The sequence below is a fragment of the Kosakonia sp. S57 genome (assembly GCF_016516575.1).
GTDB lineage: Bacteria > Pseudomonadota > Gammaproteobacteria > Enterobacterales > Enterobacteriaceae > Kosakonia > Kosakonia cowanii.
Genome location: NZ_JACVUL010000018.1, coordinates 102,321 through 115,926, shown reverse-complemented (window position 1 = coordinate 115,926; position 13,606 = coordinate 102,321). Strand labels below are relative to the sequence as shown.

Annotated in this window: 12 protein-coding genes, 1 tRNA gene and 1 pseudogene; 8 read left to right on the top strand and 6 right to left on the bottom strand. The window is 54.9% G+C overall.

The annotated features are described in order from the left end of the window. Positions 1–59: 59 nt before the first annotated feature. Both yicI and IAE48_RS17415 read right to left on the bottom strand, forming a co-directional pair. Positions 60–2,378, bottom strand: coding sequence for an alpha-xylosidase (gene yicI, locus IAE48_RS17420; RefSeq protein ID WP_200135114.1), 2,319 nt, complete (start codon positions 2,376–2,378; stop codon positions 60–62). A 10-nt stretch (positions 2,379–2,388) separates the two neighbouring features. Further along, positions 2,389–3,780: a glycoside-pentoside-hexuronide family transporter gene (locus IAE48_RS17415; RefSeq protein ID WP_200135113.1), complete on the bottom strand. Its 1,392-nt coding sequence runs from the start codon at positions 3,778–3,780 to the stop codon at positions 2,389–2,391. Between the two features lie 286 nt (positions 3,781–4,066). Here IAE48_RS17415 and IAE48_RS17410 point away from each other — a divergent pair. Beyond that, positions 4,067–4,161: transfer RNA gene (locus IAE48_RS17410), tRNA-Sec, on the top strand. Positions 4,162–4,264: 103 nt separating this feature from the next. On the opposite strand, the gene IAE48_RS17405 is transcribed toward IAE48_RS17410, so the two are convergent. Continuing rightward, entirely contained in the window at positions 4,265–4,459 is a 195-nt protein-coding gene (locus IAE48_RS17405) for a toxin-antitoxin system HicB family antitoxin (protein ID WP_094193083.1), read from the bottom strand. Between the two features lie 134 nt (positions 4,460–4,593). Here IAE48_RS17405 and IAE48_RS17400 point away from each other — a divergent pair, with 134 nt between their 5' ends. From IAE48_RS17400 to IAE48_RS17380, 5 genes and pseudogenes are all read left to right on the top strand, one after another. Then, complete coding sequence (locus tag IAE48_RS17400; protein WP_042715025.1) at positions 4,594–4,893, top strand: SymE family type I addiction module toxin; 300 nt, start codon at positions 4,594–4,596, stop codon at positions 4,891–4,893. 120 nt (positions 4,894–5,013) lie between these two features. After that, positions 5,014–5,664 (top strand): annotated as a pseudogene (locus tag IAE48_RS17395) (virulence RhuM family protein). A 244-nt stretch (positions 5,665–5,908) separates the two neighbouring features. Then, positions 5,909–6,499 (top strand): N-acetyltransferase, encoded by a 591-nt coding sequence (locus IAE48_RS17390; protein ID WP_200135111.1) that lies wholly within the window; start codon positions 5,909–5,911, stop codon positions 6,497–6,499. 251 nt (positions 6,500–6,750) lie between these two features. Further along, positions 6,751–8,244, top strand: a complete 1,494-nt coding sequence (locus IAE48_RS17385) for a pyridoxal-dependent decarboxylase (protein WP_233631633.1) — start codon at positions 6,751–6,753, stop codon at positions 8,242–8,244. Between the two features lie 217 nt (positions 8,245–8,461). After that, positions 8,462–9,520 carry an AbrB family transcriptional regulator gene (locus IAE48_RS17380; protein ID WP_200135109.1) on the top strand — a complete coding sequence of 353 codons (1,059 nt, stop codon included), beginning with the start codon at positions 8,462–8,464 and terminating at the stop codon, positions 9,518–9,520. 60 nt (positions 9,521–9,580) lie between these two features. On the opposite strand, the gene IAE48_RS17375 is transcribed toward IAE48_RS17380, so the two are convergent. Both IAE48_RS17375 and IAE48_RS17370 read right to left on the bottom strand, forming a co-directional pair. Beyond that, a complete protein-coding gene (locus IAE48_RS17375) occupies positions 9,581–10,474 on the bottom strand; it encodes a dihydrodipicolinate synthase family protein (RefSeq protein ID WP_200135108.1) in 894 nt (297 codons plus the stop codon). Between the two features lie 13 nt (positions 10,475–10,487). Beyond that, positions 10,488–11,177, bottom strand: a complete 690-nt coding sequence (locus IAE48_RS17370; RefSeq protein ID WP_200135107.1) for a B3/4 domain-containing protein — start codon at positions 11,175–11,177, stop codon at positions 10,488–10,490. Between the two features lie 45 nt (positions 11,178–11,222). Here IAE48_RS17370 and IAE48_RS17365 point away from each other — a divergent pair, with 45 nt between their 5' ends. Both IAE48_RS17365 and IAE48_RS17360 read left to right on the top strand, forming a co-directional pair. Further along, complete coding sequence (locus tag IAE48_RS17365; RefSeq protein WP_200135106.1) at positions 11,223–11,825, top strand: helix-turn-helix transcriptional regulator; 603 nt, start codon at positions 11,223–11,225, stop codon at positions 11,823–11,825. A 107-nt stretch (positions 11,826–11,932) separates the two neighbouring features. After that, positions 11,933–13,105 (top strand): multidrug effflux MFS transporter, encoded by a 1,173-nt coding sequence (locus IAE48_RS17360; protein WP_200135105.1) that lies wholly within the window; start codon positions 11,933–11,935, stop codon positions 13,103–13,105. Positions 13,106–13,185: 80 nt separating this feature from the next. Here the strand turns inward: IAE48_RS17360 and IAE48_RS17355 are convergent, their stop codons facing one another. Next, positions 13,186–13,596, bottom strand: a complete 411-nt coding sequence (locus tag IAE48_RS17355) for a lysozyme inhibitor LprI family protein (RefSeq protein ID WP_200135104.1) — start codon at positions 13,594–13,596, stop codon at positions 13,186–13,188. Positions 13,597–13,606: the final 10 nt, after the last annotated feature.

The window sequence follows — 13,606 nt, the reverse complement described above, 5'->3', positions numbered from 1 at the left end:
TACTTTTGACCTTCCCTTTGTAGGCCCGGTAAGCGTTAGCGCCACCGGGCAATCTGCGTTTAGAGGTTGATATAAACTTCGGTGCCCTGCGGGGTAATGACCAAACCGGTTTCACTTTTGCTTGCCGTCGCTCCCTGCAGATGGGTTATCTGCATAATATTGCGCAGGCACAGCGTCCAGTTTTTGCCTTCGCCATCAGCACGCACGGTTATCACGCCGCTTTCACGTTTTGCTGATAAACGGAAAACGCTCGCGCCGCTGCTATCCGGCACCTCACACACGGCTTCGCGCCCATCGTCGAGTTGGAAGAGCTGGAACGTCGTGCCCTGGTGCCAGGTGTAATCGGGTCGCCGATCGTTATCGCCCAGCGCCAGTAGCGTATTGTCGCGAACGTAGAGCGGCAGGCTCATAAAGCCATGCTGCTGTTTGTGCCAACGGCTACCGTCGAGGAGGTCGTTATGCCACAGGTGCGTCCAGCGCCCTTCCGGCAGGTAAAACTGCACCTCGCCCGCTTCGCTGAACACCGGCGCGACCAGCAGGGCGTCGCCGAGCATATACTGGCGGTCAAGGTAGTCGCAGGCCGGATCGTCCGGAAAAGCCAGCATCATTGCGCGCATCATCGGTACACCCGATTCGTTTGCTGCTACCGCCTGCCGGTAGAGATAGGGCATCAGGCGACATTTCATCTGCGTGAAAAAGCGCACCACATCGCAGGACTCGTCATCGTAAGCCCACGGCACCCGATAGGATTTGCTGCCATGCAGGCGGCTGTGGCTGGAGAGTAAGCCGAACGCACACCAGCGCTTATAGACATGCGCAGGCGCGGTATTCTCGAAGCCACCGATATCATGGCTCCAGAAACCAAAGCCGGAAAGACCAATGGATAACCCGCCGCGCAGGCTTTCCGCCATTGATTCATAGGTGGCATAGCAGTCGCCGCCCCAGTGCACCGGAAACTGTTGCGCGCCGACGGAGGCCGAGCGGGCAAACAGCACCGCTTCCTTCTCACCCACGCTCTCTTTCAGCACGTTCCACACCAGCTCGTTGTAAATATAGGCGTAGTGGTTATGCATTTTTTGCGGGCAGGCGCCGTTGTGCCACACGACATCCGTTGGGATGCGCTCGCCGAAATCGGTTTTAAAACAGTCGACACCCATTGCCACCAGCGCGTTAAGCTTATCGGCATACCACTGGCAGGCTTGCGGGTTGGTGAAGTCATAAATCGCCAGCCCCGGCTGCCATTTATCCCACTGCCATATCGAGCCGTCCGCCCGTTTCAGCAGATAGCCTTTCTCTTTCAGTTCGCGGAACAGCGGGGATTTTTGTCCGATGTAGGGATTTATCCAGACGCAGATTTTTAGCCCACGCTCCTTCAGGCGTTTGATCATCCCTGCCGGATCCGGGAAGGTCACCGGGTCCCACTCAAAATCGCACCACTGGAAGGCTTTCATCCAGAAGCAGTCGAAGTGAAAAACATGCAGCGGTAGCTGGCGCTCAGCCATGCCGTCGATAAAGCTGTTTACGGTCGCTTCGTCGTAGTTGGTGGTAAAAGAGGTGGTGAGCCACAGGCCGAACGACCATGCCGGTGGCAGCGAAGGGCGGCCGGTAAAGCGGGTATAGCGGTTTAGCACCGCTTGCGGTGTTGGGCCGTCAATGACGAAGTACTCAAGCAACTCCCCCTCAACGCTGAACTGCACTTTGGAGACTTTCTCCGAACCGATTTCAAACTCCACCGCCTGCGGATGATTGACCAGCACGCCGTAGCCCCGGTTGGTGAGATAGAAGGGAATGTTTTTATAGGCTTGTTCGGTGCTGGTGCCGCCATCGCGGTTCCAGGTTTCCACAGATTGCCCGTTCCGCACCAGCGCCGTGAAGCGCTCGCCCAGGCCATAAACCGTTTCACCGACGCCCAGATCCAGCCGTTCGAAAACGTAATTACGCCCGCTGTTCCCATCCTGCACGTAGCCGCTGTTTTTAAGCTGGCTGCCGGTGATACGCTCGCCGTTGCGCAGAAAATCAATGGCCCACGCTTCGCCTTTCGTCACCCGAACGGCCAGCGCGCCGCTGCGTAGCTCGGCATACGTCTGTGTGTTATCTATCGCGACCGCCACATCTTGCGCAATGTTGAGCGGGAAATGCGGACCTTTCTCTGTGCCGCCCTCAAAGTGCGCGATACGTACACCGATAATGCCCTCCTGCGGCGAGAAGAAGCGCAGCGTAAAGAGCGGCGTATCCAGTTGCCAGGTGCGCTCGCGCACGTCGCGCGGGGCGGCATACACCACCATCTCACTCCCCTGCTGGTCAACATCAAATACCTGAATCGGATTGATTAATGTCAGGCCCGGCTGGATAAGCCAGTTGCCATCGCTGATCTTCATACGTTGCTCCTTACAGTAACTCTTCCCGGGGTGAGATATTGCCGAACCGCTTCTGGCTACGGTGTTCGCCGCGCGCCAGCTGCGCCACAATCGACTCCAGCAGGGGGGGTTTCAGGGTGTAGTAGCGTCTGGCGATAAGGGCGCTGAGCAGATAGCAGGCAGCCGGCACCAGTGTGAATAGCGCGATGATGATGGTGAGCGTCATACTGTTTTGCCGCGGCGCGGCGGCTTCATAGCCACTGCCCGCCAGCGCCCAGCCAATCAGTGCGCCGCCAAGGGCGAGGCCGAGTTTCAGCACAAACAGCGTGCCCGCAAAGCTGATGCCGGTCAGACGCTTGCCGTTGCACCATTCGCCGTAATCGACGGTATCAGACATCATCACCCACTGGATCGGGGTGACCAGCTGGTGCAGCACGCCGATAACAAAGATAAAGGCGAACATGGTGAAGCTGGCCTGGACAGGAATGAAGAACATGGCAATGCTGAGCAGGGTAAGTGCGGCGTTGGTCCACCAGAAGATGGTGACTTTGCACTTCCAGTCGGTGAGCGGTTTCGCCAGCGCGCTGCCAATCAGGTTACCGACGCAGTAGGTTGTGAGGAAAGCAGTAAAGATGGCGGCATCGCCCATGATCCACGTGACGTAATACATCATCGCGCCGCCGCGCACGCACACCGCAAGAATGTTCAGGATGGTCAGTATTCCTACGATGCGCCACTGATCGTTTTGCCAGATATCGCGCAGATCTTCGCGCATGGAGGTGGTGGCTGGTGGTGCCTGGATGCGCTCTTTGGTGGTGAAAAAGCAGAATGCCAGCATCATAAATGCGATCACCGAGAGCACGGCGATCCCCCCCTGAAAACCGACGACCTTATCCTCTGCGCCAATCAGCCTTACCAGCGGCATCATCAGTACTGTGGAGAGCATGCCGCCTGCGGTAGCCAGCACGAAGCGCCAGGATTGCAGAGAGATGCGCTGTTGCGGATCGTTGGTGATGACCCCGCCCAGCGCGCAGTAAGGAATATTCACGACGGTATAAAGCAGGGTGAGTAACGTATAGGTGACGGCGGCATAGAGCATCTTGCCGTTAAGGCTGAGATCCGGCGTGCTGTAAGCGAGCACGCAGACGATACCGAAAGGGAGCGCGCCAAAGATGATCCATGGCCGGAATTTGCCCCAGCGGCTGCGCGTACGGTCGGCGAGCAGCCCCATGCAGGGGTCGGAAACGGCATCTAGCGCACGCGCCAGCAGGAACATGGTGCCGACAAACCCAGCGGGAATGCCGAAGATATCGGTATAGAAGAACATCATGTAGAGCATGACGTTATCAAAGATGATGTGGCTGGCGGCATCGCCCATCCCGTAGCCAATCTTTTCTTTAACAGAAATAGCCTGACTGTCCATTTTTGTTTCCTTAACGCAGCAAAACCATGCCGATTGCGGTGTTAAGGGTTTTAATCGATCGCTTTACGGGCGGAAATTGCGATTTCTGGTTATTAAATTACGTTTATTCTTTTCTGTGATCGCGATTCCTTAACGTATGAAAAAAGCTAACCAATGGAAAAGATAGAGATTTATCTTAAACGGTCAGAGAAAGGGAAAGCAGAACGTGAAAAATTACGGTGGGGGATGTGGTAAATCACTGAAAGTAGGTATAATGCGCCCCGCCTCCATGTAGCAATGCAGGCGCGGAAGATCGTCATCTCCGGTGAGGTGGCTGGACTTCAAATCCAGTTGGGGCCGCCAGCGGTCCCGGGCAGGTTCGACTCCTGTGATCTTCCGCCAAAATTAAGCCTCTGGTTGGCACATCTCTAAATATCACTTCTTATTTACACCATGCTTTTTGCAGCCTGAGCGCGTATTAAATTAATTAAGCGTCACGCTTGTTTTATTTCTCTTCGGCATCGTTCGCTAATCTTTCCAGTTCTTTTCTTCCTAAAGATTTAAGCCAATTACCTAAACTCATCCCCGCATTTTTTGCAGCTGCGTCAAATTGTTGTTTTAGTTCCGGTGTAATACGCATTTGAAAGGTGGGAGCTTTGCCGCATTTTGATTGATTGGTATCACGTTTGGCTGTAGTCATGTACGTACCTGGAGCATAATCCTTAACCAACAGGTACGTACCTTCAAGGAAAGACGTCCTGATTCTTGAATGCTCTCATCAGGTAATGCCATACCTGACAAGAGCTAACCATCACAACTATCAAGGAGTTGATAATGGCTGATTCGCATTCTACCCCAGCGATCCCGACTACCGGAACTGAGCGCAGCGTAATTGTGCGTTACCGCCCAAATGGTGGCGATAAAAGCATCCCCAGCATTACTCTTTCAGGCGCGTGGCTTCGCGATGCCGGGTTTGATACAGGACAGCATTTAACTGTTAAAGCAATGAATGGTTGTATCGTGCTGGTGAAATACAGTGAAAGAGAGGAGTTTTTATTAGCCGAAGCGAAAAAGAGCAGCAGTGAGCTGAAGGAAATTAAGAGCATGATAAAAACGGCCTGCAAAGACTCCTGACCGGTTTAATATCCCTTCCAGGTGTATTAACAAGTAGCGGTTGCACTAATGAAATGCAGTGTACCTCTCTGGCATACTGCATCAACCACTCTCACTTCATATGCGTAGCGCGGAGACGACATGACTGATAAACACCTCCCCCCATCCCCCGCAGGCGAGTTCATTATGTTCGCCAGCGGAGACGGGAAAGTGCGTATTGAATGCCGCTTTGAAAGCGATACGCTGTGGCTTCCGCAGGCTGCAATTGCCTCACTTTATCAAGTGACGCCGCAAGCTATTACTCAACATATTAAAGCTATTTATGAAGAGAGCGAGCTTGAACAAAATGTAACCTGTAAGTCTTACTTACAGGTTCGACAAGAAGGAACACGGCAAGTAAGTCGTAACACGCTTCACTACAGCTTGCCTATCATTATTGCCGTGGGCTACCGCGTCCGCTCTGTCCGCGGCACACAATTCCGCCAGTGGGCAACGCAAACCCTGCAAGAGTACCTGGTCAAAGGTTTTGTAATGGATGAAATCAGGCTCAAGAACCCGCCGCTCAGTTCATACGCTTAGCTGATAGTTAATATCTGGCTGGATTTTGCTGAAGATCAGGCTCGCCGTCGTAAGCAGATTTTCCTCCGGACTGGCAAAAGAAGCTGGATCAATTTCTGCAATTTAATCATCGTGAGGATTTACGCGACGCAGGCAGGATAGGTAAAAAAAGCGGTTCAAAAACTCTAGCTGAATATTTCTTTTTTCACCGAGCGACAGCACCATTTAAAATAAGCAGGAAGCTAAAAATCAATAACCGGATCACTAAACCCCACTTAATTTTACCCTCTAAATAAAACAACAACTCCTCAATAATTATTTCTACCAATAGCAACATGCGGCCGGTAATTTATTTTCGGATGTTTCGTCACCCTCGCATTTATTAATCATGATATCTTTCTGCGCCATACCACCTCCTGAAATTAATAAGACGCATTAATAAAGCATTTATATCAATCCAACCAACCGAGGGAAAATAATGAATGTAAGGGATGCTACCTTTTCTGATATCGAGCTGATATGCGACCTGCTGGCCGAGGCATTTTATGACGATGTGCTTATTGAATCAGCCTTTCCGGCACCGGAAAGACGACGAGAGGCATTGCGCAGCTTTTTCAGGATCTATGCCGAAGTCGCGCTACGCAAAGGCGGCGTTATTATTGATGAAAATAATGTCGGCGCGCTAATGTATTTTCATTATGACTCAGAAAATATTACCGATGAGATCCTGTTCAAGCAGTTACGAGATGAATATAGTGCCGATTACGCCACCATGGCCTATTTAATGCACAAGCTGAGCGCTTATCATCCAACAACTCCCCACTTCTATATTTTCGTGCTCGCTATTCCTGGCAAGGATCGCGGCATGGACGTTATTAACGCGTTGATGTACCGGTTAATCCATTTACAGGATCAAGCAGGCGTTCCTTGTTATGCCGAATGTACGGCTGCGCGAGTGCAACGTCTTGCCGGGCGGCTTGGCTTCAAACCCGCAGATTTCAAACTCTGCGTCGACGGTTTCCCTGAGCTCTACCCTATTTTAAGAGAACCGCAAAAAGCGCTCATTTAATACCACTCCACGCGCAAAGGATTGTGATGAACACTATTAATAAAGATCCAAACAGACGAACAAAGAAATATCAGGAAGTAGCCAGCTCACTATTTCCTTCAGCCTTTTCTGATAACCATGATGCTCTTACTGAAAACATGACGCGTATTTCAGAGCATATAAACCGATTGCGTCCGCAGAATAATGGCCCGGCGTGGTTAGGTAATAGCGGTAAGCTTGACGTTGATTATAAAAGTGTCAGGGTTGCCGAAATGGCCGATAATTTACGCCAGTGCGAGGATGTTATTAACGAGACGGCAGCACTTTTTCACGGTATGCCGAACTGGGGCCATCCCTTAGCGATGTGCAATACCATCCCGCAGGGAAATACGGCCTCAGTTATTGCAGGCATGATCGCGCAGGTCTTCTCCCCTAATATTGTGTCGGGGGAGTACTCCTGGAACGTTCAACGCGCGGAACTGGAAAGCGCCGGGATGGTAGCAAACTTAATTGGCTGGGATGCACAACGGGCTGGCGGTCTTTATACCTACGGCGGCTCCGGCTGCTGGACCTATCATCTCAAATATGCCCTGTCGCGCGTGCTGCCTGGCTCCAGACGCGAAGGCGTTCGCACTAATGCGAAAGTCCTCTGTTCCCAGCAGGCGCACTTCACCATGCTCAACAGCACCGACTGGACCGGTCTCGGGACGGATAACATTATCTGCATCAAAACCGATCCGAAGACTAACGCCATGGATCTAAAAGATCTGGAAGCGGTGTTGATTGCGCTGCGGATGCAAAATATCCCGGTTGCGTCAGTGGTCTGTACGATGGGGACAACCGACGCTAACGCCTTCGATCCGGTGGCGGACGTGCGCCGCTTACTGGATCGCTATCGCAACGCCGCGCCATATGGCAAGGCGCTGCTCTACTGCGATGCGGTGACCAGCTGGTCATGGCTGGCCTTCCAGAAATATGACTTTGCCGCTAACCCGCTGCAGTTCACCGAAGCGCTACTGCCGATGATGAAGAGCAACGCCCGCGAACTGGAGAAGATGAAATACGCGGATGCCATTGGCATTGATTTCCATAAAGCGGGCTTTTCGCCCTACACCAGCAGCTTCTTTGCTTATCGCGATGCCGGTGAGTTTGAAGCGCTGTTGCAGCGCCCTGGCTCGGCTTATTTGCAGTCCCGCACGGATTACAACCCTTACCACTACACGCTTGAAGTCTCGCGCGCGGCAACCGGCGCAGTCGCGGGCTGGGCGACGATGAAATACTTTGGCTATGAGGGCTTCCAGGCATGTCTGGGCTCGATCCTGGAAAATCATCTGGTGATGCGTAATCTGCTGCAAGCAGAGCCATCTACGGTGTGCGTCAATCCGCAGGATAATGGCATGGTCACCCTGCTGCGCATCTATCCGCAGGGAGTGAATGCCCAGCAGCAGTATCAACGTGAGCTGACCGATCCTGCGTATAAACCGCAGCTGTCGGCGCATAATCAGTTAACGCTGGCGATTGGCAATAAACTCTATGAATGGTTCCGCGAGGGCAAGCAGATCAACGGGATGTGTACGCCCTATATGAGCTTTACCACCGGTTTCTGCGTCACCGAGTACAACCGCGATGCGGCCGATTCGGAGGCCAAAGTGTTCGCCCTGAAAATCTACATTATGAATATGCACCTGACGCCGGAGCTGATGAAGCACGTGCTGGATTGCATTATGGCGGCACGGGACGAGGTCGTTGGGCAGGAATTCCAGTAATAAAAGATCTCTTTATTTTGTCGCCAGTAGTAATGCAGGGTGTAAATAATGTTTGATTTACACCCTTTTTATCTAAAAAGAGTCTCAGGTTTGCAGTCCACAGAGAGAGCGCTTACATTCCAATAATCTGATTTGCTCTTCAATTTATTGATTGCGGGAAGCGTATGTCATCCAGCCTATTTATTCATATTACGGCGACACAAAAGGATTGCCGTTAATGACCACGTTAACGCCCATATGGCGTAACTGGTTGCAGCTTATTACGCTCTCATTATTGTTGGTGGTGGTAATGGAGTGGCTCCATCTTCCCGCCGCCCTGCTGCTTGGCCCGATGTTCGCGGGCATTTTTCTCGCCATCAACGGCCGCCCGGTCACCATTAATAAACAGGGGTTTAGCGCCGCGCAAGCGGTGGTTGGCGCGATGATTGCGCACGCCATTCCTCCGTCGGTGTTTGGTCGTATCGCCGCCGACTGGCCGCTGTTTGTGGTCTGTATTTTCTCCGTAATTTTCGCCAGCGCCATTCTCGGCTGGATAATGGCGAAACTGCAGGTTTTTCCCGGCTCGACCGCCATCTGGGGTTCATCGCCCGGCGCCGCGGCGGCGATGACAATAATGGCAGAGAGTTTTGGCGCCGATGTGCGGCTGGTGGCGTTTATGCAGTATCTGCGGGTGATGGTGGTGGCGCTGGTCGCGGTGCTGGTCACCCGCCTTGGCATGGGGGCAGAGAGCGCCGAGCATGCGGTGGCAACCTTTACGCTGTTCGCCCCGCTGCGCGCGTGGCCATTTATCGCAACGTTAATGCTGATTGCCGTTGGTTTTCTGATTGCCCGACGGGTAAAGATGCCCTCCGGGCCGTTACTGATTACGCTCGCGCTGGGGATTATCGTTGAGGATAGCGGCCTTATGACGCTTGAGCTGCCACCGTGGCTGCTGGCGCTCTCTTACGCGCTTATCGGCTGGAGTATTGGCCTGCGCTTTACGCGCGAGATTGTGCGCTACGCCGCCCGCGCCCTGCCCCGCGTGCTGCTGTCGGTATTAACGCTGGTGACGATCTGCTGCGGTTTCGCCTTCCTGCTGGTGAAATTTGCCGGCATCGATCCGCTTACCGCCTACCTCGCCACCAGCCCCGGCGGGGCCGATACGGTGGCAATTATCGCCTCATCAAGCCATGTTGATATCGCCTTTGTGATGGCGATGCAGACCGGACGCTTTATTGTGGTGCTGATTACCGGCCCGGCGATCTCAAGGTTTGTGGCGAAGCGGCTAAATCGTTAGCGTAGGCGCTTCGCCGCTTTTGTAGGCCGGATAAGGCGCAGCCGCCATCCGGCAATCCTCTCACGCTGTTAATCGCAGTTGCTCAATAACCTGGGCAACCTCGCGTCGTGCGTCGCCTTGCAGCGTCTGTAAAGGCGCGGGTAAACACGGCGCTTTCACCACGCCAAGCAGCTCTGCGGCAGTGGCAATAACGCGCAGGCTGCCGCCATAGCGTTTAAACAGTTCCCACAGTGGCTGGAGCGCGGCGGTATGCTGGCGCGCCTGCGCGATATCGCCCGCCATCGCCGCGCGGGAAATAGCCAGTGCCGCCTGCGGGAAAAGCCCGCCGAACACCGAATACCAGACGCTGCACCCGGCATTCAGCGCTTCAACCGCCGTGCCATCGCCGCTGATGCCGAGGCGGATCTCCGCCGGGATTTGCGCGCGCAGCGCACTCACCCGCTCCGGGGCAAGCTCCGCGGCAAGAGGCGGGATTTTGATCGAGCCAATATTCGGCAACTGGGCGATACGGGCAAGCAGCTCGTCGCTGAAGTTAAAGTGTGTGGCGTTAGGGTTGTTATAGATACAGAGCGGCACCGACAGTTCGCGGGTGACGGTGGCAAACAGATCGAAGACTTCATCTTCCGTTAACGGATGATAGGAGACCGGGGCCAACAGCACGGCGCTGACGCCCGCTTTCTGCGCATCCTCCGCCAGCCAAAGCACATCGCGCGTGCGCAGCGCGCCAATCCCGGCGATCACCGGCACCGCGCCGGAATACTCCGTTGCCAGACGCAGGACGCTCGCGCGCTCGCTGCGGCTAAAGTAGGGGTAGCACCCCGTAGAGCCGAGCGCGCCGATGGAGTCGACGCCAGCAGCGCGCAGTTTTTCAATAATGCTGATATAGGCCGCCTCATCCAGGCGGTCATCGAGAAGTGGCGTCAGCGCAAAAGCGCTTAATCCTGTGAAGTCCATTCTTGTTCCCTCATTACGCAAACCCAATCAGGCTTTTTTCAGTGTGGCAACCCGGCATCATACGGCCTAACCCGGCGATCAGTTCGTCGCCTGCCTCACATAATGCATCGAGCGGCATCGCCGGCAGACTCTCAAGGATAAACCACATCTGGCTGTCTGCCGCGCTCAGACGCGTACGCACACCCTGACGCCAGTTCCAGCGTCGGCAGGTTACACCCTGCTCATCGCGCCAGATAACCTCTCCTGGCTCCGGTGATTCCAGCGCCGGTTCGCCCTCTTTCATGGTATCGAACGGCTCGCTGCCATCGGCCAGCGTCAGGCAGGGCGCGCCGACATACGCGGCGATATTTTCGCCACCTACCGGCACAGCGTAGCGCAAACTGATGGCGTTATAGAGATCGACTACCGGGTCAATGGCGGGCAGGACGCCGTCTCGCAACACGCGTTTTCGCAAAGCCTGGGCAGAACAGGGCGTGCGTTTGGGTTTCGCGCCAAACTGTTTAAACACTTCATCCCAGGCCGCCAGGTGCGCATCCGCCCACGAAGGCTCGCCCGCCGTGACCAGTGCACAAGCATGCTTTAACGCCTCTTCGCCCACCTGCGGGTGAATCAGCGGCGCGGCCTGCAGCGAGATGCTGATAGCGCGAAAGCCGGGCGCCAGCACGGCAAGACGCGCATCGATTGACGGCTGAACGGAAAGCATTGGATAATCCTTTTTAGTGACCATTTTATTGCACAGTATCGACCGATGACCAAAAAAGTCAATAAACCGACCGACTCCGGCGCGGATATCCAGCGCGTCAGTGAAGCGGTTGCCGCGCGAATCAAAGCGTTTCGTAAGCAGCAAAAACTCTCGCTGGATGAGCTCTCCCGCCGGGCGGGCGTCAGCAAAGGTATGTTGGTCGAGATTGAAAAATGTCTCGCCAACCCGAGCATCGCGCTGCTGTGTAAAATTGCAGCGGCGATGGGCGTCTCGGTGGCCGACATTGTTGATGTCGCCAGTAAACCGCTGGCGCATCTGATTGCCAAAGAGGATATTCCGCTGCTCTGGCGCGGCGAGAAAGGCGGCAGCGCGCGCCTGCTGGCGGGCACCAGCGGCCCGGATATGCTTGAGCTGTGGCGCTGGGAGATCTTTTCCGGTGAGCGTTTTACCTCACCCGGCCATCCGGTCGGCACCGTCGAGCTGCTGCACGTTGAGCGCGGTACGCTGTCGTTAGAGGTCGCGCAAACGTCGCTGATTATTGCCGAAGGGTGCTCTGCCGTGGCGCAAACCGATGTGCCGCACCACTACGCCAACGATGGCGACCTCCCCGTGGTCTTTACCATGACGGTCAGTGAACGCCACGCCTGAGCCCGCATTAACGCCATGATGACTTAATGGCGTTATGCTTTGTGTCGCCCTGCTTAAGTTAACTCGCCGCGCTGTCGGCACCCTCTTCGTGACTTAATCAGGATCTTATGCAAACCAAGCTACACGGGCCGCTGTTTCTCGCGATCCTCAGCGCGCTGATGGCCTTCACCTCCCTGTCGACGGATATTTACCTGCCCGCGATGCCGCTGATGGCGCGCGAGCTGCAGGGCGATGTCGAACTGACCATCACTGGCTTTTTGATGGGCTTCGCGCTGGCGCAGCTGGTGTGGGGGCCGGTGAGCGATGCCATCGGTCGCCGCAAGCCGCTGTTTATCGGTATGGTGCTGTTTATCATCGGTTCGGCGGGGTGTGCGTTATCGACGGAGATCCATCAGATGGTGTTCTGGCGCGTGTTTCAGGCATTCGGTGCCTGTACCGGGCCGATGCTGGCGCGGGCGATGATCCGCGACCTCTTTGTGCGCACCCGTGCGGCGCAGATGCTCTCTACCCTGACCATTATTATGGCGATCGCCCCGATTATCGGGCCGCTGGCGGGCGGGCAGATTATTAAGTTCACCACCTGGCATGCGGCTTTCTGGATCCTGGTGGTGATTGGCGGGCTGATGTTTATCTCCCTCTTCGCGCTGCCGGAAACCCTGCCCGCCGAGAAGCGCATTCATGCGTCGCTGGCGGGCGTATTTCGTAACTACTTCACGCTGCTGCGCAATCGCGCGTTTATGCGTTACACGCTGTGCGTCACCTTTTTCTATGTCTCCGCGTACGCCTTCGTCACCGGCTCGCCGTTCGTTTATATCGGCTATTACGACGTCGCGCCGCAGCATTTTGGCTGGCTGTTTGCGCTCAATATTGTTGGTCTGATGGGGATGAGTGCCGTTAACCGACGGCTGGTGCAGCGCCATCCGCTCGATAAATTGCTGAAGATCGCCGTCACGCTGGCCGCGCTCGCGGGCATAGTGCTGGCGCTGCTGGTGAAGCTGCAATTCGGTGGTCTGGTTGCAGTGCTGATTACGGTGTTTGTCTTCTTTTCGATGAACGGCATTATCGCCGCCGCCTCGACCGCCGCCGCGCTGGATACCGTCCCGGCCTTTGCCGGCTCAGCCTCGGCGCTGATTGGCTCGCTGCAATATGGCAGCGGCATTATCTCTTCCCTGCTGCTGGCCACGTTTCGCGACGGCACGCCGTGGACAATGGCGTGGATCATGGCGCTGTTCGCCGTCGCCAGCGCCGCGATGGCCTGGCGGGTCGGCTCCCAGCAATAGAGGGCGATGCCGGATGGCGGCTTGCGCCTTATCCGGCCTACGGGGTTTGCAGGCCGGATAAGCATCGAGGTATGGCGGGTTTAAAGCCGGATTTTATTAATCTGATCAATACGCAACGTATTCATATTAAGAATGCAACCTAACATAGCTTCACCAAATACATGGGTGCCCATCGCTTGTGTGCCCACCAGTTCACAGTAGCTGTTTCTGTACTGAAGCCACTCTTTCTGATTCTGCTTATAGGTTGCCAGCATGCGGTCTTTCTGCTCCTGAGAGCCGAGCCACCAGCGCATGTAGTCAAAAGAGGCGATCTCTTTCAGCTTCGCTTCATAAGCCTTATTCAGCGCTGCTTCAGAGGTATCGTTTAAATCCGCCAGGCACTCATCATTGTTTTCGCCATATTGTTCGATGCAGTGGGAAATGCTTTTTTGCGCGGAATAAGCATGATGGCTAAACAGCAGGAGCAGGGAAAACAGGGCGTAAGCTTTCATAATCTTTATT

Coding starts and splice junctions, on each gene's coding strand:
- yicI (WP_200135114.1), bottom strand. CDS start 2,378: ATGAAGATCAGCGATGGCAACTGGCTTATCCAGCCGGGCCTGACATTA.
- IAE48_RS17415 (WP_200135113.1), bottom strand. CDS start 3,780: ATGGACAGTCAGGCTATTTCTGTTAAAGAAAAGATTGGCTACGGGATG.
- IAE48_RS17405 (WP_094193083.1), bottom strand. CDS start 4,459: ATGACTACAGCCAAACGTGATACCAATCAATCAAAATGCGGCAAAGCT.
- IAE48_RS17400 (WP_042715025.1), top strand. CDS start 4,594: ATGGCTGATTCGCATTCTACCCCAGCGATCCCGACTACCGGAACTGAG.
- IAE48_RS17390 (WP_200135111.1), top strand. CDS start 5,909: ATGAATGTAAGGGATGCTACCTTTTCTGATATCGAGCTGATATGCGAC.
- IAE48_RS17385 (WP_233631633.1), top strand. CDS start 6,751: ATGGCCGATAATTTACGCCAGTGCGAGGATGTTATTAACGAGACGGCA.
- IAE48_RS17380 (WP_200135109.1), top strand. CDS start 8,462: ATGACCACGTTAACGCCCATATGGCGTAACTGGTTGCAGCTTATTACG.
- IAE48_RS17375 (WP_200135108.1), bottom strand. CDS start 10,474: ATGGACTTCACAGGATTAAGCGCTTTTGCGCTGACGCCACTTCTCGAT.
- IAE48_RS17370 (WP_200135107.1), bottom strand. CDS start 11,177: ATGCTTTCCGTTCAGCCGTCAATCGATGCGCGTCTTGCCGTGCTGGCG.
- IAE48_RS17365 (WP_200135106.1), top strand. CDS start 11,223: ATGACCAAAAAAGTCAATAAACCGACCGACTCCGGCGCGGATATCCAG.
- IAE48_RS17360 (WP_200135105.1), top strand. CDS start 11,933: ATGCAAACCAAGCTACACGGGCCGCTGTTTCTCGCGATCCTCAGCGCG.
- IAE48_RS17355 (WP_200135104.1), bottom strand. CDS start 13,596: ATGAAAGCTTACGCCCTGTTTTCCCTGCTCCTGCTGTTTAGCCATCAT.